The organism is Streptomyces angustmyceticus (assembly GCF_040701845.1).
Classification (GTDB): Bacteria; Actinomycetota; Actinomycetes; order Streptomycetales; family Streptomycetaceae; genus Streptomyces; species Streptomyces angustmyceticus_A.
The window spans coordinates 1-20293 of sequence record NZ_JBFBHQ010000025.1 but is presented as its reverse complement, the minus strand read 5'-3'; the positions used below and the strand labels follow the sequence as shown (position 1 = coordinate 20293).

Annotated in this window: 18 protein-coding genes; 12 read left to right on the top strand and 6 right to left on the bottom strand. The window is 71.9% G+C overall.

All coding sequences use genetic code 11. The features are described from left to right. Positions 1-47 precede the first annotated feature (47 nt). Positions 48-1376, bottom strand: a complete 1329-nt coding sequence (locus AB0411_RS31335) for a bifunctional adenosylcobinamide kinase/adenosylcobinamide-phosphate guanylyltransferase (RefSeq protein ID WP_366420648.1) — start codon at positions 1374-1376, stop codon at positions 48-50. 161 nt (positions 1377-1537) lie between these two features. Here AB0411_RS31335 and AB0411_RS31330 point away from each other — a divergent pair, with 161 nt between their 5' ends. Next, the gene (locus AB0411_RS31330; RefSeq protein ID WP_366420647.1) at positions 1538-1753 is read left to right on the top strand and encodes a hypothetical protein; all 216 of its coding nucleotides are present in this window, start codon (positions 1538-1540) and stop codon (positions 1751-1753) included. 160 nt (positions 1754-1913) lie between these two features. Here the strand turns inward: AB0411_RS31330 and AB0411_RS31325 are convergent, their stop codons facing one another. Beyond that, positions 1914-2510 (bottom strand): DUF3043 domain-containing protein, encoded by a 597-nt coding sequence (locus tag AB0411_RS31325; RefSeq protein ID WP_366420646.1) that lies wholly within the window; start codon positions 2508-2510, stop codon positions 1914-1916. Positions 2511-2824: 314 nt separating this feature from the next. Between AB0411_RS31325 and AB0411_RS31320 the strand changes: the two genes are divergently transcribed. From AB0411_RS31320 to AB0411_RS31290, 7 genes are all read left to right on the top strand, one after another. After that, positions 2825-3625, top strand: a complete 801-nt coding sequence (locus AB0411_RS31320) for a PspA/IM30 family protein (RefSeq protein WP_366420645.1) — start codon at positions 2825-2827, stop codon at positions 3623-3625. 56 nt (positions 3626-3681) lie between these two features. Then, positions 3682-3960 carry a PspA-associated protein PspAA gene (gene pspAA, locus AB0411_RS31315; protein ID WP_159480488.1) on the top strand — a complete coding sequence of 93 codons (279 nt, stop codon included), beginning with the start codon at positions 3682-3684 and terminating at the stop codon, positions 3958-3960. Positions 3961-4041: 81 nt separating this feature from the next. Then, entirely contained in the window at positions 4042-5343 is a 1302-nt protein-coding gene (locus AB0411_RS31310) for a sensor histidine kinase (RefSeq protein ID WP_366420644.1), read from the top strand. After that, a complete protein-coding gene (locus AB0411_RS31305) occupies positions 5340-6026 on the top strand; it encodes a response regulator transcription factor (RefSeq protein WP_366420643.1) in 687 nt (228 codons plus the stop codon). Before AB0411_RS31310 ends, AB0411_RS31305 begins: the two co-directional genes overlap by 4 nt. Before the next feature lie 151 nt (positions 6027-6177). Then, complete coding sequence (locus AB0411_RS31300) at positions 6178-9432, top strand: efflux RND transporter permease subunit (RefSeq protein WP_366420642.1); 3255 nt, start codon at positions 6178-6180, stop codon at positions 9430-9432. A gap of 256 nt (positions 9433-9688) precedes the next feature. Then, complete coding sequence (locus AB0411_RS31295; RefSeq protein WP_366420641.1) at positions 9689-10774, top strand: methyltransferase domain-containing protein; 1086 nt, start codon at positions 9689-9691, stop codon at positions 10772-10774. Between the two features lie 106 nt (positions 10775-10880). Next, complete coding sequence (locus tag AB0411_RS31290) at positions 10881-11327, top strand: hypothetical protein (protein ID WP_366420640.1); 447 nt, start codon at positions 10881-10883, stop codon at positions 11325-11327. Between the two features lie 169 nt (positions 11328-11496). Here the strand turns inward: AB0411_RS31290 and nadA are convergent, their stop codons facing one another. Continuing rightward, positions 11497-12696, bottom strand: a complete 1200-nt coding sequence (nadA, locus tag AB0411_RS31285; protein ID WP_366420639.1) for a quinolinate synthase NadA — start codon at positions 12694-12696, stop codon at positions 11497-11499. Positions 12697-13053: 357 nt separating this feature from the next. Between nadA and erpA the strand changes: the two genes are divergently transcribed. Further along, a complete protein-coding gene (gene erpA / locus AB0411_RS31280) occupies positions 13054-13407 on the top strand; it encodes an iron-sulfur cluster insertion protein ErpA (protein WP_006606077.1) in 354 nt (117 codons plus the stop codon). 123 nt (positions 13408-13530) lie between these two features. On the opposite strand, the gene AB0411_RS31275 is transcribed toward erpA, so the two are convergent. Both AB0411_RS31275 and AB0411_RS31270 read right to left on the bottom strand, forming a co-directional pair. Further along, positions 13531-15060 (bottom strand): hypothetical protein, encoded by a 1530-nt coding sequence (locus tag AB0411_RS31275; RefSeq protein WP_366420638.1) that lies wholly within the window; start codon positions 15058-15060, stop codon positions 13531-13533. Positions 15061-15164: 104 nt separating this feature from the next. Beyond that, positions 15165-15392: a hypothetical protein gene (locus tag AB0411_RS31270; protein WP_366420637.1), complete on the bottom strand. Its 228-nt coding sequence runs from the start codon at positions 15390-15392 to the stop codon at positions 15165-15167. A 159-nt stretch (positions 15393-15551) separates the two neighbouring features. Between AB0411_RS31270 and AB0411_RS31265 the strand changes: the two genes are divergently transcribed. After that, on the top strand, positions 15552-16526 hold the full coding sequence (locus tag AB0411_RS31265) for a carbohydrate kinase family protein (RefSeq protein WP_366420636.1): 975 nt from the start codon (positions 15552-15554) through the stop codon (positions 16524-16526). Positions 16527-16537: 11 nt separating this feature from the next. Here AB0411_RS31265 and AB0411_RS31260 read toward each other — a convergent pair whose 3' ends face one another. Further along, a complete protein-coding gene (locus AB0411_RS31260) occupies positions 16538-18016 on the bottom strand; it encodes a cysteine desulfurase/sulfurtransferase TusA family protein (RefSeq protein ID WP_366420635.1) in 1479 nt (492 codons plus the stop codon). 385 nt (positions 18017-18401) lie between these two features. Here AB0411_RS31260 and ctaC point away from each other — a divergent pair, with 385 nt between their 5' ends. After that, positions 18402-19364 carry an aa3-type cytochrome oxidase subunit II gene (gene ctaC, locus AB0411_RS31255; protein WP_366420634.1) on the top strand — a complete coding sequence of 321 codons (963 nt, stop codon included), beginning with the start codon at positions 18402-18404 and terminating at the stop codon, positions 19362-19364. Further along, a partial coding sequence (locus tag AB0411_RS31250) for a cbb3-type cytochrome c oxidase subunit I (RefSeq protein WP_366420633.1) occupies positions 19361-20293 on the top strand: 933 nt, incomplete at its 3' end. The genes ctaC and AB0411_RS31250, both read left to right, overlap by 4 nt.

Here is a 20293-nt window from a genome sequence, read left to right as displayed (position 1 = left end):
GGCGCCGCGCCCCCGGGCAAGCGGACACGGGCCCCGCCGGGCATCCGTCATCCGCGCAGCGCAAGCGCCTGGCCCGCGACGACCAGCAGCACCTGCTCGCACTCCGCGGCGAACGCCGCGTTCAGCCGCCCCAGTTCGTCGCGGAACCGGCGGCCCGCCGCGGTCGCCGGGACCACCCCGGAGCCGACCTCGTTGCTCACCGCCACCACCGGCCGGTGCGTCTCGCGCACCGCCGCCACCAGCGCATCGGTCCGCTTCCGCAGCGCCTGCCGGCCGCCGGCCTCCCAGGTCGCGTCGTCCCACGCCCCGACCTCGTCCATGACATGCGTCAGCCACAGCGCCAGGCAGTCGATGAGCAGCGGCGACACCCCGGCCGGGCGGCCGCCGCCGTGTCCCGCCCCGGGGCCGTGGCCTTCCTCGTCCCTCCACGCGGCGTGCTCCGCGGTGGCTTCCTTCTCCGGCGCCGGTGCCAGCAGCGGCACCAGGTCGCAGGTCTCCACGGTGCGCCAGCTGCTGGGGCGCCGCTCGCGGTGCAGCGAGACCCGCTGCGCCCAGTCCTCGTCGCCGTCCCGGGTGCCCCCGGTGGCCACGTACACCACGTCCGGGAAGGCCGCGAGCCGCCGCTCCGCCTCCACCGACTTCCCGCTGCGCGCGCCGCCCAGCACCAGGGTCCGCCGCGGCAGATCCGGCACCGCGTGGAACTCCCCGACCAGCAGCGTGCTGCCGTCCGCCACCGCGCGGGCCCCCGCCGCCGCCAGCCTGCGGTGCAGCTCGGGACCCGGCGGCACCCCGTGGTCGAGGTGCACCGCGACCACGTCCGTCGCCGCGTCGACCGCGCCGCTCGCCCGCAGCCTGGCCAGCGCATCGGGGCGCGCCAGGACGTCCAGCAGCACCAGGTCGTACGGCGGGGCGCCGCCCGGGCCCTCGTCACCGCCCGCCGGCCGGCTGCCGTTGCCCAGTCCGGCCGGTGCCGCACCCGGCGGCAGATACAGCAGCCGCTCGCCGTCGGCGCCGGAGATCTCGTACCCGGTGCCCGGGACGTCCACCGCGGTGGCGCGCACCCGGTGCCCGTCGAGCAGCGCCAGCTCCCGCCCGTCCGCGACCCGGGCCGGCTGCGGCAGTCCGGCCGGCACCTCCATCACCGGGCCGTCGTGCGGATGCGAGAGCAGCACCTGCCGTACGCCCGCCAGCGACCGGCCGGCCCGGGCGGCGGCGAAGGCCGGGCCGGGCGTCAGGTCGATCATCAGCGCGCCGTCGACGAGCAGCGCGGTCGCCGCCCGCGCCTCGTCGCCGACGGCGGTCGCGCAGGCGGCACACGGGCAGCCGGGGCGCGGCAGCGCTTGCGGGGCCCCGGTGCCGAGGAGAGTCACATCCACACCGCCGAGTTTCTCGCGTCCGTGCCGGGCGGGCGCGGCGGGGGCGGCCTCGACACGGCCGTTAGGCTGCCGATCAGCACGGAAGCACGGCACCGCGGAGTGCGTCAGGTCGCGCCCCGCGGTGGCACAGATACGTACCCGGTGGGATCCAGGAGGCGCACATGGCGTGGACGTGGCGGTTCGAGAAGGCCGACGGCTCGGAGGCGGCGCCGGCCGTGCAACCGGAGGAGTTCACCACCCAGGGCGACGCGGAGTCCTGGATCGGCGAGGAGTGGAAGGCCCTCCTGGAGGGCGGCGTCGACCAGGTCAGGCTCTTCGAGGACGGCACCGAGATCTACACGGGCCCCATGAGCCTGCACGCGGACGCGGAGGCCTGAGCCCCGACGACGCGACGGGGCCCGGGCGGCCCTCGAACGATGCTCGGCCGGGCCCGCACGGGCCCGGCCGAGCATCACCGTCCATCCCGCCGCGACGGCGCGCGGCCGGGCGAGGGTCCGGTGGAACAGGGGACGTCCCCAGCCACCACGTACGACGCCCTTAAGGCCGCTGTCCCCGCTTCACCTGCGGCTTCGGCAGCCTCAGCCGCCGCATCTGCAGCGTGCGCATCACCGCGTACGCCTTCACGCCCTTGAGGTTCTCGTTCGGGAAGCGCTCCTGCAGCCGCTTGCCGAGCCGGAACCAGATCAGGACCGAGTCGAGCACGATCAGCACGATGATCACGAGCCACAGCAGCAGCGCGATGCTCTGGATGGACGGCACCCGGATCATGGTGAGCACCAGGATCACCACGGCCATCGGCAGGAAGAACTCGGCGACACACCAGCGGGAGTCGACGAAGTCCCGCGCGAACCGGCGCACGGGCCCCTTGTCGCGCACCGGCAGATACCGCTCGTCGCCGCTGGCCATCGCCTCGCGCTGGCGGGCCATGTCGACCCGGCGGGCCTCGCGCTGGGCCTTCGCCGCGTCCTTGCGGTTGGCCGGCGTATGCGCACGGGAGCGGCGCTGCGACTGGGCTTCGCTGCGTTTGGGCGTCGGGCGGCCCTTGGGGGCCTGCGGGTCGCGGGGCTGCTGGGGCTGGTCCGCGGTCACCTTGGCGGTCGCGGCCTGCTCATCCTTCGAACGGCTTCGGAACACAACACCCAAGAGTACGTGCTCGGCGCGGGTGGGCCACGGTCCGACGGGGCACGATCCGGCAACGGCGCCCCGGCACCCGGTGCCCGACCGGTCCGGAAGCCCTGCCCTACCGGGACACAGCGGGCATCGTGCCCCTTGTCCGGACTCTCCCTACTCCTTGCGCGGGAGAGGACCGGCCGCCGATCGTCCTGGAGGAGGAGCGCATCCGGGCGCGAACAGTGCGGTAATGGAACCAGGGCCCGTACTGTGGGGTCTGTAGATGTGCTGGAGCCTAAGCCCGAGGTGACTCGGTCAGAAGGGGGCGCGCGAGGCCCATGAGCGATGGTGTCATGAAGCGGATGGGGATGATCTTCCGCGCGAAGGCCAACAAGGCCCTGGACCGGGCCGAAGACCCGCGCGAGACCCTCGACTACTCGTACCAGAAGCAGCTGGAGCTGCTGCAGAAGGTACGCCGCGGCGTCGCCGACGTGGCGACCTCCCGCAAGCGCCTGGAGCTGCAGCTCAACCAGCTCCAGGGCCAGTCCGCCAAGCTGGAGGACCAGGGCCGCAAGGCGCTGGCGCTCGGCCGCGAGGACCTGGCCCGCGAGGCGCTGAGCCGGCGCAGCGCGCTGCAGCAGCAGGTCACCGACCTGGAGACGCAGCACCAGACGCTGCAGGGCGAGGAGGAGAAGCTCACGCTCGCCGCGCAGCGGCTGCAGGCCAAGGTCGACGCCTTCCGTACGAAGAAGGAGACGATCAAGGCCACCTACACGGCCGCCCAGGCGCAGACCCGGATCGGCGAGGCCTTCTCCGGCATCTCCGAGGAGATGGGCGACGTCGGCATGGCCATCCAGCGTGCGGAGGACAAGACCGCACAGCTGCAGGCCAGGGCCGGTGCCCTCGACGAGCTGATGGCCTCCGGCGCGCTGGACGACCCGTCCGGCATGGCCAAGGACGACATCACCGCCGAGCTGGACCGGCTCTCCGGCGGCAGCGACGTCGAACTGGAGCTGCAGCGGATGAAGGCCGAGCTCGCGGGCGGCACCTCGGCCGGCCAGCAGGCCCTCGAGAGCGGCCAGAACGGCGAGGGCCAGTCCGCCCCGCAGCAGGACCGGCCGCGTTTCGACAAGCAGTGACGACGGGCGGCGGATAGCCTCGCAGAGATCGTCGGACCGGACCAAGGGAGACCGTCGTGATCGTACGGATCATGGGGGAGGGCCAGGTGAAGCTGGACGATGCCCACTTCGCCGAGCTCAACAAGCTGGACGATGAGCTGCTCGCCGAGATGGAGAGCGGCGACGAAGCAGGCTTCCAGCGCACCCTCGGCGCCCTCCTGGACGCGGTGCGCCGGCTCGGCTCGCCGCTCCCCGACGACGCCCTCGAACCGTCCGAACTCATCCTGCCGTCCCCGGACGCCTCCCTCGAAGAGGTCCGGGAGATGCTCAGCGACGACGGCCTCATCCCGGGCTGAGTCCCGGTCAGCTCCCGTCACTCCACTCCAGCGCACAGCGCCCCGGCCCCTCGGCGGACCGGGGCGCTACCGTTTCCTCTTGTGAGCCTCCTCGACCCCCGCCCGGACGCGCCCCGCGCCGGCCGCTTCCAGTGGCACCGGACGCATCCGCTCGCCTTCGACGCCGTCCTGGCGGTGGCCATCCTCGTGTGCATCCTGTGCGGCCCGGTGGCCGGGCCGCACGGCCCGCACGCACCCCGGCTCGGCAGCGGCCACCTGACCGTCATGACCGCGGTGCCGGCCGCGCTGGCCTGCGCCGCCCTGGTCCTGCGCCGCCGGCTGCCCCGCACCGTCCTGGCCGTCACCGGCGGGTGCACCCTCGTCGAACTGCTCGCCCGCTCCGGCGACCCCGGGGCCCCCGTGGCCGCCTCCGCGGTGATCGCCCTCTACACCCTGGCCTCGCGCACCGACCGGCCCACCACCTGGCGGATCGGCGCGCTGACCATCGCCCTGCTGACCGCCGCCGCGATGCTCTACGGCCCCCGCCCCTGGTACGCGCAGGAGAACATCGCCCTCTTCGCCTGGACGGGCATGGCGGCGGCCGCCGGCGACGCGGTCCGCAGCCGCCGGGCCTTCGTCGACGCCATCCGCGAGCGCGCCGAACGCGCCGAGCGCACCCGCGAGGAGGAGGCCCGGCGCCGGGTCGCCGAGGAGCGCCTGCGGATCGCCCGTGAGCTGCACGATGTCGTCGCCCACCACATCGCCCTGGTCAACGTCCAGGCCGGAGTCGCCTCGCACGTCATGGACAGCCGTCCCGACCAGGCCAAGCAGGCGCTGGCGCACGTCCGGGAGGCGTCCCGCTCGGCGCTGGAGGAACTCCGCACCACCGTCGGGCTGCTGCGGCAGTCCGACGACCCCAAGGCACCGACCGAGCCCGCGCCGGGCCTCGGCGTCCTCGACCAGCTCGTCGACGGGTTCGTCCGCGCCGGCCTCCCCGTCGACCTGGAGATCCCGCACCCGCCCCGGCAGCTGCCCGCCTCCGTCGACCTCACCGCCTACCGCGTGGTCCAGGAAGCCCTGACCAACGTCCACAAGCACGCCGGCGAGGGGGCCCGCGCCACGGTGCGGATCCTGCACTCCGACACCGCGCTGACCGTGACCGTCCTGGACGACGGCGCGGGCCGGGCCGGCATCCCGCGCCAGAAGGGCGGCGACCGGCCGCCCGTGGAGCCGGGCGGGCCCGGCGAGCCGGAGGACAGCGGCGGCGGCCACGGCCTGATCGGGATGCGCGAGCGGGTCTTCGCGCTGCGCGGCACGGTCGTGACCGGCCCGCGCGCGGCCGGCGGCTTCCAGGTGCGGGTCACCCTTCCGCTGCAGACCGTCCGTACGGGGGAGTCGATATGACGATCAAGGTGCTGCTCGCCGACGACCAGGCGCTGCTGCGCAGTGCGTTCCGGGTGCTGGTCGACTCGGAACCGGACATGCGGGTGGTCGGGGAGGCGTCCGACGGTGCCCGGGCGTACGAACTGACCCGCGCACAGCGTCCCGACGTCGTCCTGATGGACATCCGGATGCCCGGTGTGGACGGCCTGGCGGCCACCCGCATGATCAGCGAGGACCCCGAGCTCACCGATGTCCGGGTGGTCATCCTGACGACCTTCGAGGTCGACGACTACGTGGTGCAGTCGCTGCGGGCCGGTGCCAGCGGCTTCCTCGGCAAGGGCGCCGAGCCGGACGAGATGCTGGGCGCGATCCGGATCGCGGCGGCCGGGGAGGCGCTGCTGTCGCCGGTCGCGACCAAGGGCCTGATCGCCAAGTTCCTCGCGCAGGGCGGCAGCACGGCGGACGGCGGGCCCGGCGGCCCGGGCACCGAGCGGCTGGCTACGCTGACCGGCCGCGAGCGCGAGGTGCTGACCCTGGTGGCGGGCGGGCTGTCCAACGACGAGATCGCCGAACAGCTCGCGGTCAGCCCGCTCACCGTCAAGACGCATGTGAACCGGGCCATGGCCAAGCTGGGCGCCCGCGACCGGGCCCAGCTGGTGGTCATCGCCTACGAATCGGGACTCGTACGCCCACGGGTGCAGTGAAGGTGGAGCCTCCCGTACTCCCAACGCGGTACGGGCAGCGGCCGGAAACCGACCTGCGAGCGAGGAAATCCGGCCAGGGCATGGCGGAAGGTGTAGGTGGGCCCGGGAAAGGCCCCGCCGACCGTTTCAGAACAGAAGAGAGACCCCACCCATGACCTGGCTGTCCCGACTCAGCCTCGTACAACGGGGCCTGATAGCGCTGATGTCGATCGTGGCGATCGCCTTCGGTGCCATCGCGATCCCACAGCTCAAGCAGCAGCTCCTGCCGTCCATCGAACTCCCGATGGTGTCCGTGCTGGCCCCCTACCAGGGCGCCTCCCCGGACGTCGTCGAGAAGCAGGTCATCGAACCCCTCGAGGACGGCGTCCAGGGCGTCGACGGCATCAAGTCCGTCACCTCGACGTCGAGCGAGGGCTCGGGCGTCATCATGGCGCAGTTCGACTACGGCAACGACTCCAAGCGCCTGGTCGCCGACGTCCAGCAGGCCGTGAACCGCGCCCGCGCCAAACTGCCCAAGGACGTCGACCCGCAGGTGGTGTCCGGTTCGACCGACGACATCCCCACCGTCGTCCTCGCCGTCTCCTCCGACGCCAAGGACCAGCAGACGCTGGCCGACCAGCTCAACCGCAGCGTCGTGCCGGACCTGAAGAACATCGACGGCGTCAGCCAGGTCACCGTGGACGGCGTCCAGGACCGGATCGTCGCGGTCACCCCCGACGACAAGAAGCTCGCCGCCGCCGGGCTGAGCGCCCAGTCGCTGGGCCAGGCCCTGCAGAACGGCGGGACGTCGGTGCCCGCCGGCTCGTTCTCCGAGGACGGCAGGAGCAAGACCGTCCAGGTCGGCGCCGGCTTCACCTCCGTCGCGCAGATCAAGGACCTGAGGCTCGCCCCGTCGGCGGGCGGCGGCGCGGGTGCGGGTGCGTCCGCCGGCGGTGACGCCACCTCGGGCGGCGGCGCGTCCGCCGGCGGCGCTCCCTCCGCCGGCGGCGGTCCGTCCGCGGGCGGGCGTCCGGGCGGCGCGGTCCGCCTCGGCGATGTCGCCACCGTCAAGGAGGAGCAGGCCACTCCGACGTCCCTGACCCGCACCAACGGCAAGCCCAGCCTCGCCGTGAACGTGACGATGGACAAGGACGGCAGCGCGGTCGCCATCTCCGACGCCGTCAAGGACAAGCTCTCCAAGATCCGTCAGGACCTGGGCAAGGGCACCCACGTCACGGTCGCCTCCGACCAGGGTCCGCAGGTCTCCAAGTCGATCGACTCGCTGACCACCGAGGGGCTGCTCGGCCTCGCCATGGCGGTCATCGTCATCCTGGTCTTCCTGCTCAGCCTGCGCTCCACGCTGGTGACCGCGGTCTCCATCCCGCTCTCGGTCGTCATCACCCTGATCGTGCTGTGGACCGGTGACCTCTCCCTCAACATGCTCACCCTCGGCGCGCTGACCATCGCGATCGGCCGCGTCGTCGACGACTCCATCGTCGTCCTGGAGAACATCAAGCGGCACCTGGGCTACGGCGAGGAGCGCCGCGAGGCCATCCTCAACGCCGTCAAGGAGGTCTCCGGAGCGGTCACCTCCTCCACCCTCACCACGGTCGCGGTCTTCCTCCCGATCGGTGTGGTCGGCGGCATGGTCGGCGCCCTGTTCGGCTCCTTCTCGGTGACGGTGACCGTCGCCCTGCTCTCCTCCCTGATCGTCTCCCTGACCGTCGTCCCGGTGCTCTCCTACTGGTTCCTGCGGGCCCCGCAGATCCCCGAGGGCACCACGGTGGACGACCTGCGCCGGGCGGCCGAGGAGAAGGAGGCCAAGAGCCCCCTCCAGCGCTTCTACGTCCCGGTCCTGCGGTTCGCCACCCGCCGCCGGCTCACCAGCCTGGCCATCGCCGTGGTGATCCTCCTCGGCACCTTCGCCATGGGCCCCCTGCTCAAGACCAACTTCCTCGACCAGGGCGCCCAGGACACCCTCACCCTCAAGCAGGAACTCAAGCCCGGCACCAGCCTGGACGCGGCCGACAAGCAGGCCGAGCGGGTCGAGAAGGTGCTCGCGGCCAACGACGACATCGCCGACTACCAGGTCACCGTCGGCTCCTCCGGCTTCATGGCGGCCTTCGGCGGCGGCACCGGCGCCAACCAGGCCTCCTACCAGCTCAAGCTGAAGGACTCCGCGGACTCCGGCAAGGTCACCGACGCGCTCCGTGCCGACCTCGACAAGCTCGGCAAGTCCATCGGCGACACCAGCTTCGCCACCGGCGGCGGCTTCGGCAGCCAGGACCTGAGCGTGGTCGTCAAGTCCGGTGACGCCGGTGTCCTGAAGACCGCCAGCGAGCAGGTCCGCAAGACCGTCGCGGGCCTCGACGACGTCACCGACGTCCAGAGCGACCTCTCCCAGAGCGTGCCCCGGATCTCCGTGAAGCCCAACGCCAAGGCGGCCGCGGCCGGTTACGACCAGGCCTCGCTCGGCGCGGCGGTGACCCAGGCGGTCCGCGGCACCACCAGCGGCAAGGCCGTCCTGGGCGACACCGAGCGGGACATCGTGGTCAAGTCGGCCCACCCGGCCACCACCGAGGGCGAGCTGAAGGACCTGACCGTCCCGACCCCGTCCGGCCCGGCGAAGCTCAGCAGCCTGGCCACCGTGCGGACCGTCCCCGGCCCGGTCCAGATGACCCGGATCGACGGCGCCCGCTCGGCGACCATCACCGCCAAGCCGACCGGCGACAACACCGGCGCGGTCAGCGCCCAGCTGCAGCAGAAGATCGACGCGCTGAAGCTGCCGGACGGCGCCACCGCCACGATCGGCGGCGTCTCCCAGGACCAGTCCGACGCGTTCTCCTCGCTCGGCCTGGCGATGCTGGCGGCCATCGCCATCGTCTTCATGCTCCTGGTGGCCACCTTCCGCTCGATGATCCAGCCGATGATCCTCCTCGTCTCGATCCCGTTCGCGGCGACCGGCGCGATCGGCCTGCTGGTCGCCACCGGCACCCCGCTGGGCGTCCCGGCGATGATCGGCATGCTGATGCTGATCGGCATCGTGGTCACCAACGCCATCGTGCTGATCGACCTCATCAACCAGTACCGGTCGCAGGGTTACGGCGTCGTCGAAGCGGTCGTCGAGGGCGGCCGCCACCGGCTGCGCCCGATCCTGATGACGGCGCTGGCCACGATCATGGCGCTGCTGCCGATGGCGCTGTCCATCACCGGCGACGGCGGCTTCATCTCCCAGCCGCTCGCCGTGGTCGTGATAGGCGGTCTGATCACCTCCACCCTGCTCACCCTCCTCCTCGTCCCGACGCTCTACGCGATGATCGAGCTCCGCAAGGAGCGCCGGGCCGAGAAGAAGGCCGCGAAGCGGTCCGGCAAGAACGGCCCGCAGGCCGAGGAGAGCGACCGCGCCCCGGAGCCGGCCGGCGTCTGACGACCGCCCACCGGATTCCGAGCAGAAACGATGCCCCCGCAAGCACCTGCTTGCGGGGGCATCGTGCCGGGCATCGGGACCTGGGGCGGCCGGACCGCTCCACGACCGACTGCACCGGCAAAGGGGGCCGCAATGGGTAAACACGGTGACGGCAAGGGCGGCGCGGACGGCGACCGGCAGCAGAGCCCGAAGGAATCCGACGGCCAGTGGAGCAAGCCGGTGACCGACCCGCCCAAGAAGAAGTAGGGGCGGCCGCATGTCCTCGCCGGAGCGGCTGCTGGAAATCCTCCGCAACAAGGGCGCGTTGCCGCCGGAGTGGGCCCCGGCCGTCGCCGCGGTCGACCGCGCGCACTTCGTGCCGGACACCTTCGACGTGGGCGACCGCACCGTCTCCCGGTCCACGGACGAGGCGGAGTGGCGGCGGATGGTCTACGCCGACCTGCCGCTGATCACCCAGCACAACGACGGCCGGGCCGTGGCGGGCCAGGTCGCCTTTCCCACCTGCTCGACGTCCATGCCCTCCCTCATGCTGGACATGGCCGCGATCGTCCGGGACGGCGACTGCGTACTGGAGATCGGCACCGGCACCGGCTACCACGCCGCCTGGCTCGCCCACCGCCTCGGCGGGGACCGCACCACCAGCGTCGAGACCGACAAGGCGCTCCACGACATCGCCCGGGACAACCTGGCGCGGGCCGGCCTGCACCCCCGTCTGGTGTGCGGCGACGGCCTGGCCGGGGCCCCGGGGCGGGCGCCCTTCGACCGGACCATCGCCACCTGCACGGTCCGCGACATCCCGTACGCCTGGGTCGCACAGACCGCGCCGGGCGGCACGATCCTCACCCCGTGGGGCTCCTCGTTCCACTCCTACTCGTTCGCGACCCTGACCGTCCGCGACGGCCGGGCCACCGGTCGCTTCTCCGGCCGCCCGGCCTTCATGTGGGCCCGGCAGCAGCGCCGCTCCTACGGCCGCATCCGGGACTGGTACCACGGCGAGGAGGGCGAGCGGGCGACGACCACCGTCGACCCCCGCGTACTGGAGGAGAACCCGGACGCCCGCTTCGCCGTCGGCCTGCGGGTACGCGACGCCTGGCCACTGCTCTGCCCCGCCGACGACGGCAGCGACGAAGCCACCTACTGGCTCTTCGACGACGCCCGCACCTCCTGGGCCACCGTCGAATACGTCCCCGGCCACGGCACGTACGAGACCGAACAGCACGGCCCGCGCCGCCTGTGGGACGAGGTGGAAGCCGCCTACCGCACCTGGACCGCCGCAGGCGGCCCCACCCGCGACCGCTACCGCATCACGGTCACCCCCGACGGGCAGCACGTGTCCCTGTGACGGCCCGGCCGGCGCGGGGTACGCATTCGGCGGCACATCTCTCGCCGATCTCCAGGAGCGGTGATTACGTGACGTGTGCTGCCCGACCGACGAAAGGTGAGCGAGCGTGCCGTCCGTCCTGCGCCGCAAGGCCGCCCCCGTGACCGCCGCCGCACTCGCCTGCGCACTGGCCTGCGCGGCCGCCCCGCCCGCCGCCTCCGCCCCGGGCGACGTCCGGGTCCGCGTCGCCGTCACCGGCGGCCCCTACACCGCCAGCGTGGGACTCGTCATCACCGGAGCGCGCACGCTCCTGGGCGGCTACTACTGCGCCGCCGACGGCCTCGCCCCCACCCCCCTCACCGCCCTGGTCGACGCCGACGAGCAGTACGGACTCGGCGGCGTACAGGCCCGCTGGGACGCCACCGCGCAGGACTTCGTCGTCACCCGGATCCACGGCGACGCCGCCGAGGGCAAGAAGAAGTGGAACGCGTACGTCAACGAGGAAAAAATCAAGAAGGGCCCCTGCCACACCGCCATCAAGGGCGGCGACAAAATCCGCTGGACCCTGGAGTAACCCGGCAACAACGGTGGCCCGCCCCCCGCAGCGGACCCGGCCCGCCGCTGGGGGTACCTCCCACGCCCTTGAGGCAGCGGGGGAGCAGCGGCGGACGCGCAGCGGGCGAAGAACGGCGGCAAACCCCCACGGCGGGAAAGCCGAAAGTGTGGGCTGCCGCCCGCAACGGCTACGGCAACGCCAACATCCGCTCCAGCGCCAGCTTCGCGAAGCTCTCGGTCTCCCGGTCGACCTGGATGCGGTTGACGACCTTCCCGGCGGCCAGCGATTCCAGCGCCCACACGAGGTGGGGCAGGTCGATGCGGTTCATCGTCGAGCAGAAGCAGACCGTCTTGTCGAGGAAGACGATCTCCTTGTCCTCCGCGGCGAAGCGGTTGGCCAGCCGGCGGACCAGGTTCAGTTCGGTGCCGATGGCCCACTTCGAGCCGCGCGGGGCGGCTTCCAGCGCCTTGATGATGTACTCCGTCGAGCCGACGTAGTCCGCCGCGGCCACGACCTCGTGCTTGCACTCGGGGTGGACCAGGACGTTGACGCCCGGGATACGGGCGCGTACGTCGTTCACCGACTCCAGCGAGAAGCGGCCGTGCACCGAGCAGTGTCCGCGCCACAGGATCATCTTGGCGGCCCGCAGCTGTTCGGCGGTCAGGCCGCCGTTGGGCTTGTGCGGGTTGTAGACCACGCAGTCGTCCAGGGACAGGCCCATGTCGCGGACGGCGGTGTTGCGGCCCAGGTGCTGGTCGGGCAGGAAGAGGACCTTCGTCGGACCAGGTCCGCCCTGCTCGAAGGCCCAGTCCAGCGCCCGCTTGGCGTTGGAGGAGGTGCAGATCGTGCCACCGTGCTTGCCGGTGAAGGCCTTGATGTCGGCCGAGGAGTTCATGTACGAGACGGGGACGACCTGTTCGGCGATGCCGGCCTCGGTGAGCACGTCCCAGCACTCGGCGACCTGCTCGGCGGTGGCCATGTCGGCCATCGAGCAGCCGGCGGCCAGGTCGGGGAGGATCACCTGCTGGTCGTCGCCGGTGAGGATGTCCGCGGACTCCGCCATGAAGTGCACACCGCAGAAGACGATGTACTCGGCGTCCGGCCGGGCGGCGGCGTCCCGCGCGAGCTTGAAGGAGTCGCCGGTCACATCGGCGAACTCGATGACCTCGTCGCGCTGGTAGTGGTGCCCCAGGACGAAGACCTTGTCCCCGAGCGCCGCCTTGGCCGCGCGGGCCCGCTCGACGAGGTCGGGGTCCGACGGCGCCGGCAGGTCGCCGGGGCACTCCACGCCGCGCTCGCTCTTCGGGTCGGCCTCGCGGCCGAGGAGGAGCAGCGCCAGCGGGGTCGGCTGGACGTCCAGGGGCTGGGCGGTGGTCACAACACGCACCCTCTCTTTTCTTCGATGAGCGCGGCGCAGCCGCATCAGTGGAGCCGGTGCACGCACCGGGAACCTTTTCGTCTATATGACGCTATCTATCATAGCTGCTTCACGTCACTTTGACGATGGCCATTGTGTCGATGTGACGCATCAGCACCCGCGGCCCCGGCCGTGTGCGGTCGGCCACGTGTTCCGGGCGCCCGGTGTGCGAGCATGAGGAGAGAACAAGGCGAGAGGCCGGCCCCGGACGGTGTCCGGCGGGCTTCTCGGCAATTCGCGCCCAGCCTGGAATTAATCCGGGACGTCTCCGGTTGCAGCTGGTTGCATCCGATGACAAGCGGTCCGTACAACCCGGGAGAGATGTAGATGAGCGTTCAGGACGAGACCACCGTCAGCGACGGCATCATCCTGTCCGACGCGGCCGCGTCGAAGGTCAAGAGCCTGCTGGAGCAGGAAGGCCGGGACGACCTCGCGCTGCGGGTGGCCGTTCAGCCCGGCGGCTGCTCCGGGCTGCGCTACCAGCTCTTCTTCGACGAGCGTTCGCTCGACGGCGATGTCGTCAAGGACTTCGACGGCGTCAAGGTCGTCACCGACCGGATGAGTGCCCCCTACCTGGGCGGTGCCTCCATCGACTTCGTCGACACCATCGAGAAGCAGGGCTTCACGATCGACAACCCCAACGCCACCGGCTCCTGCGCCTGCGGCGACTCCTTCAGCTGAGGGACACGGGCAGCACGCACGAAAGGCGGCGCCCCCCGAGTGGGGGAGCGCCGCCTTTCGTGTTCCCGTCTCCGTGCGGACCGCCGCGGCGGCCGGTGCCGCGGGAGGTCCCGCGGCGTCCGCTCACCGCTTCGGCACGGCGTCACCGGTCGACACGTCGACCACCTTCCGGCCGTCCAGCGGCTTCTCCAGCGTGACGGTCTTGGTGAACTCCTTGGCGATCTTCACGCAGACCTGGCCCGGCTTCTTGTCCTTGCCGGTGACCTTGGTCTTCACGGTGCTGCCGGACTCCTCGGCGCTCACCGAGTAGACACTGCACACGCCGCCCCAGAAGTGCACCGTCAGCTTCTTGCCGCCGTCGCCCACGTCGTACGACTCCAGGGCCATCGCCCCGGGCTTCCCCGACGGCTTCCCGGACGGCTTCTGCGGGCTCTGCGACGCGCCGTCGCCGTCCTGGTGGGCCAGGTACTTCGGGTTCACCGCCGGGTGCGCGACGGTCGAGGAGGCGTCCGGCCCGCTGCCGGCGCCCGGCTGGCGCACCGTGTACAGCCACGACGGCACCAGTGCCTGCCCGCCGTCCACGTACTGCACCGACAGGCCGAAGACCGCACCCGTCACCTCGTTCGGCGGCTGCGCCTTCGTCGGCGCCGGCTCGCACGGCGCTATCCCGCCGCCCTTGCCCTTGCCGTCCTTGCCGCCCTTGGTGCCGGGCAGGGAGGGGCAGTCGGCCGGCTTGTGCCCGCCGACCGAGTTCAGCCGGTCCAGCGTCCTGCCGGCGCCCAGCACCGGATAGTCCGCGCCCTTGACCGGGTTCGCCAACTGGCCGCTGCCGCCGACCACCTGGCCGTCCGAGCCGACCTGCAGATCGCTCTGCCAGCCGTACGTCGGCAGCCCGCCGAGCACCGGATTCGCGCTGACGATCCGCACCGCGCCGGACAGCCCGCCCGCATCGAGCCGGGCGTTCTCCTGGCCGAGTGCCTTCAGCACCGGCCGCACCGCCCGCTCGGCCTTCGCCGGCGACACCGCGCCCTTGCTGTCGTCCTCGGTCGTGACGTCACCGCCGCCGCGGTACGAAGGACAGCCGGGCCGGCCCGACGGCGCCGCGCCGTCGGCCCGGTCCTGGTCCTTGCCGCCCTTGGGGGAGGCGGGCAGCGCACAGTTCGTGCCGCCCGGGGTGCCGTACTGCGAGTACGTCCAGGCGCCCGAGCCGGACTTCTTGACCTCCAGGACGGGGCTGCGGGCGTCCCGCGTCAGGCCGCCGACCTTCCAGGAAGTGCCCTCCGAGCGCACCTTCCCGGACACGTCCAGCGCCTTCGCCAGCCGCTCCACGGTCTCCTGGCCGATCTGCCCCTTGGGGCGGTACACCGGCGCGGACGCCGGGCCGCCGGGCAGTTTCTCGACCGCGCGGTACTTCGCCCCCTGCGGATTGGGCTCACCGGCCGCGATCGACCCGCCGCCGGTGTAGCCGTCGAGCGCCAGCGGCGGCGGGGCGCCCTGGGCGGGGGCGCCGCCGTCGCCGGACGCGGACGAGACCCAGTACGCCGCGCCGCCCCCGGCGAGAAGCACCGCCGCGGCCATCGAGGCGACCACCACAGGGGTGCGCCGCCTGCGCTCCTTGGGGTTCGGGGTGTCGGTCGTGTCCTCGGTGTTCACCGCATCGCTCCTTCGGCTCCGCTGAACATCTGACGTGCCATCCTCCGTGAGGTGACGCCGATGAGACGGACCGGGGGTGCATACGGTTCCGGCCGGGCGGCCGGTCAGTCGCCGTACTCGGACATTCCGTCCACGAGCGCGGCCGAGCGGGAGGGGACCTCGATGCCGTGCAGATCGGCGGCGCGCCCCGCCGCGGGTGCCGGGCGGCGCCCGGCCTTGAAGCGGCCGGCCATCCGCGCGCAGTCGCCGCGCAGCTCGTCGAGCGATTCGGGGTCCTGCGCGAGGGGCGAGGAGCCCTTGCGTGGTGTGACGGCTTTCACAGGCTTGGTCATAGGGGCACCGTACGCAGCCATATAGCGACGAGAAAGACCTACTATTGGGTAGTTTCAGCCCTTCCAAGTGTCCGGGATGACCGGGTGGCGCGCGACCCCGGCGGGTAGCGTTGCTACACGTCCGCCCGCCCCTACGCCTTCCGCAGGAGCAGACCCGTCGTGCGTATCGCAGTCACCGGCTCCATCGCCACCGACCACCTGATGACCTTCCCCGGCCGCTTCGCCGATCAGTTGGTCGCCGACCAGCTGCATACGGTCTCCCTTTCGTTCCTGGTCGACCAGCTCGACGTCCGGCGCGGCGGTGTCGCCGCCAACATCTGCTTCGGCATGGGCCAGCTCGGCACCTCGCCGATCCTGGTCGGTGCCGCCGGCAACGACTTCGAGGAGTACCGCGCCTGGCTCGACCGCCACGGCGTCGACACCCGCTCCGTCCGCATCTCCGAGGTGCTGCACACCGCGCGCTTCGTGTGCACCACCGACGCCGACCACAACCAGATCGGCTCCTTCTACACCGGCGCGATGAGCGAGGCCCGGCTGATCGAGCTGCAGCACGTCTCCGAGCGGGTCGGCGGCCTGGACCTCGTGCTGATCGGCGCGGACGACCCCGAGGCGATGATCCGGCACACCGAGGAGTGCCGGACCCGCGGCATCCCCTTCGGCGCCGACTTCTCGCAGCAGATCGCCCGGATGGACGGCGACGCCATCCGCACCCTCCTGGAGGACGCGGCCTACCTCTTCTCCAACGAGTACGAGAAGGGCCTCATCGAGTCCAAGACCGGCTGGACCGACGCGGAGATCCTCGCCAAGGTCGGCACCCGCGTCACCACCCTCGGGGCCAACGGCGTCCGCATCGAGCGGGTCGGCGAGCCGTCCATCGAGGTCGGTGTCCCGGAGGAGAACGCCAAGGCCGACCCGACCGGTGTCGGCGACGCCTTCCGCGCCGGCTTCCTGTCCGGCCTGGCCTGGGGCGTCGGTCTGGAGCGCGCCGCGCAGATCGGCTGCATGCTGGCGACGCTGGTCATCGAGACCGTCGGCACCCAGGAGTACGAGCTGCACCGCAGCCACTTCATGGACCGCTTCACCAAGGCCTACGGCCACGAGGCCGCGGCCGAGGTCCAGCAGCACCTGGCCTGACCGGCCCGGTCTCAGGCGCGGCGCCGCACGACGTACGCGGCGCCGCGCTCGGCCGCCCGCTCGCCCGCGTACTCCTGGTCGCGCATGGCGCACCAGGCGGGGATGTCCTGCCGGGCGGCCTCGTCGTCGGAGAGCACCGTCACCGTCCCGCCGACCGGCACCTCGCCGATCGCCTTCGCCAGCTCGATGACCGGGATCGGGCAGCGCTTGCCCAGGGAGTCGACGACCAGACCGGGTGCCTCGGCGGTCTCGGAGGCTTCGGCGGACCCGGCGGCGGGTGCCGCGGCCTCCGGGCGCGCCGCCGCCCGGGTGTCCTGCGGCGCCGCGTCCGCCACGGCGCCCCCGGCCCCCGACGCCGGCACGCCCAGCCGCTCCCGCACCGAGTGCACCACCCGCGGCAGCACCTCCAAGAAGCGGTCCACCTCCGCCTCCGCCGTGCCGTACGGCAGCGAGACCCGCACGTTCCCCTCGGACAGCACGCCCATCGCGCGCAGCACATGGCTCGGCGTCAGGGTGCCGGACGTGCACGACGATCCGGACGACACCGAGAAGCCCGCCCGGTCGAGCTCGTGCAGCAGCGCCTCCCCGTCGACATAGAGACAGGAGAAGGTGACGAGATGGGGGAGGCGGCGCACCGGATCGCCGACCACCTCGACGTCCGGGACCAGCTCCGGCACCCGCGCCCGGATCCGGTCGACCAGCCGCCGCAGCCGCTCCGCCTCCGCCCCGGTCCCCGGGTCCGCCCGCAGCGCGCGCAGCGCCGCCGCGGCGGCCACGACGGCGGGGATGTTCTCGAAGCCCGCGCTGCGGCCCGACTCCCGCTCGTCCCGCGGCCCCTGGGGCGCGAACCGGGTGCCCTTGCGGACGGCGAGCAGCCCCACGCCGGGCGGGCCGCCCCACTTGTGGGCGCTCGCGGTCAGCAGCGACCAGGCGCCGGGCACCGGGCCCCACGGCACCGACTGCGCGGCGTCCACCAGGAGGGGGACCGCCGCCTCCCGGCAGAGCGCGGCCACCTCCTCGACCGGTTGTTCGGTTCCCACCTCGTGGTTGGCGGACTGGAGGCAGACCAGCGCGGTGTCCGGGGCGAGCGCCGCGGCGACGTCGTCGGCCGCCACCCGGCCCGAACGGTCCACGGCCAGCTCCACGCGGCTGCCGCCGGCCGCCTCGTGGGCCTCGGCGGCATGCAGGACGGAGGAGTGCTCCACGGCGGAGTGCAGCAGCCGCCGGCCGGCCCGCCGGCGGCCCGCCAGCGCCCCGGAGACTCCCGCGTGCACCGCCTGCGTCCCCGAAGGGGTGAAAACCACTTCGTCCGGGCGGCAGCCCACGGCCTCGGCCGCGGTCTCCCGCGCGGCGTCCAGCAGCATCCGGGCGCGCCGCCCCTCCCGGTAGAGGCGGGCCGGGTCGGCCCACCCCTCGTCGAGGGCGGCGAGCAGGGCCTCGCGGGCGACGGGATGCAGGGGGGCGGCGGACGCCGTGTCGAAATAGGCCACGTACGAGACGGTAGTACCCCGGCCCGCGCCGCGGGCGTCCCCAGGCCCCGCCCCGCGCGGGGCACGGGTCTCCCGGCCCCGGGCCGGGCGGCGGCCGCGCGTCCGGGGGTGGTGCGGGCGCGGTCCCGGGCACGGCGTCAGATGCCTGGTGGAAGCGGGTATTCGGGGGGTATCCGGGGGTTCCGCGGGGGTCTGCCGGGGGCCGTGGCCACCCCTTAGGGGTGCGCCGCGGCGCGTTGGGCACCCTCCCCGCGCGACCCCAAATAGCGTCCAGTAGGGTTTGGTCCGCATAAACATCCAAACCCCTGCCCGACGCAGGGCGGCGACCGACCAGCGAGTAAGGCCGCAGCCGACCGCGCGGGCGAGACTCTCGGGAAGGCGCTACGTGAGTCCCAACGGCTCCGACCGCTCGTCGCGGCGCCCGATGCGGCGGAAGCTGCCGCAGGTGCTTGCTGCGGGCCTGGTCCTGGCGACCGCTACTGGTTGCACATATAAGGACTTCCCCCGCCTCGGCATGCCGACGCCCGTCACCGACGAGGCGCCGCGGATCCTCTCTCTTTGGCAGGGCTCCTGGGCCGCCGCCCTCGCAACGGGCGTGCTGGTCTGGGGCCTGATCATCTGGAGCGTGATCTTCCACCGCCGCACCAGGACCAAGGTGGAGGTCCCCGCACAGACGCGGTACAACATGCCGATCGAGGCGTTGTACACGATCGTCCCCTTCATCATCATCGCGGTGCTGTTCTACTTCACCGCGCGCGATGAGAGCGCACTCCTCAAGACCTCCAAGAAGCCGGACCACGTCGTGAACGTGGTCGGCTTCCAGTGGAGCTGGGCGTTCAACTACCTGGAGAACGTGGACGGCGACAAGTCGACGTCGGCCATCGACTCCAAGGCGCTCAAAGCGATCCCGGACAAGTGGAAGAAGACCGCGCCGGCCGGTGCCGACGGTGTCTACGACACGGGCACTCCGGGCGAGCGCAACCCGCAGACCGGCAACCCCGGTCCGACCCTGTGGCTGCCGAAGGGCGAGACGGTTCAGTTCGTGCTGACCTCTCGTGACGTCATCCACTCCTTCTGGGTGGTGCCGTTCCTGATGAAGCAGGACGTCATCCCGGGCCACACCAATGTCTTCGAGGTGACTCCCAACAAGGAGGGCACCTTCATGGGCAAGTGCGCCGAGCTCTGCGGTGTCGACCACTCCCGGATGCTCTTCAACGTCAAGGTCGTCTCCCCCGAGCGGTACCGGGAGCACCTGAAGGACCTGGCGAAGAAGGGCCAGACCGGATACCTGCCGTCGGGCATCGAGCAGACGGATCACGCCAGGAATGCGGAGACCAAGAACCAGTGAGCATCCTCAACGAACCTCAGGGTGCCGCCGCCGAATCGGCTCCGGCAGCACCGCCTGTACGCAAGAAGCAACCCGGCATCGCCGCCGTGAAGTGGCTCACGACCACTGACCACAAGACCATCGGCACGATGTACCTGGTCACGTCGTTCGCGTTCTTCTGCGTCGGCGGACTGATGGCGCTGCTGATGCGCGCCGAGCTCGCCCGTCCCGGCACGCAGATCATGTCGAACGAGCAGTTCAACCAGGCGTTCACGATGCACGGCACGATCATGCTGCTGATGTTCGCGACGCCGCTGTTCGCCGGTTTCGCGAACTGGATCATGCCGCTGCAGATCGGCGCGCCCGACGTGGCGTTCCCGCGGCTGAACATGTTCGCGTACTGGCTGTACCTCTTCGGCTCGCTGATCGCGGTGGCCGGCTTCCTCACCCCGCAGGGTGCGGCGGACTTCGGCTGGTTCGCGTACTCGCCGCTCTCGGACGCGGTGCGTTCGCCGGGCGTCGGCGCGGACATGTGGATCATGGGTCTGGCCTTCTCCGGCTTCGGCACGATCCTGGGTTCGGTCAACTTCATCACGACGATCATCTGCATGCGGGCGCCCGGCATGACGATGTTCCGGATGCCGATCTTCACCTGGAACGTGCTGCTGACCGGTGTGCTGGTGCTGCTGGCCTTCCCGGTGCTGGCGGCGGCGCTGTTCGCGCTGGAGGCGGACCGCAAGTTCGGGGCGCATGTCTTCGATGCGGCCAATGGCGGGGCGTTGCTGTGGCAGCACCTGTTCTGGTTCTTCGGGCATCCCGAGGTGTACATCATCGCGTTGCCGTTCTTCGGCATCATTTCCGAGGTCATTCCGGTGTTCTCCCGGAAGCCGATGTTCGGTTACATCGGTCTGATCGCGGCGACGATTTCGATCGCGGGTCTGTCGGTCACG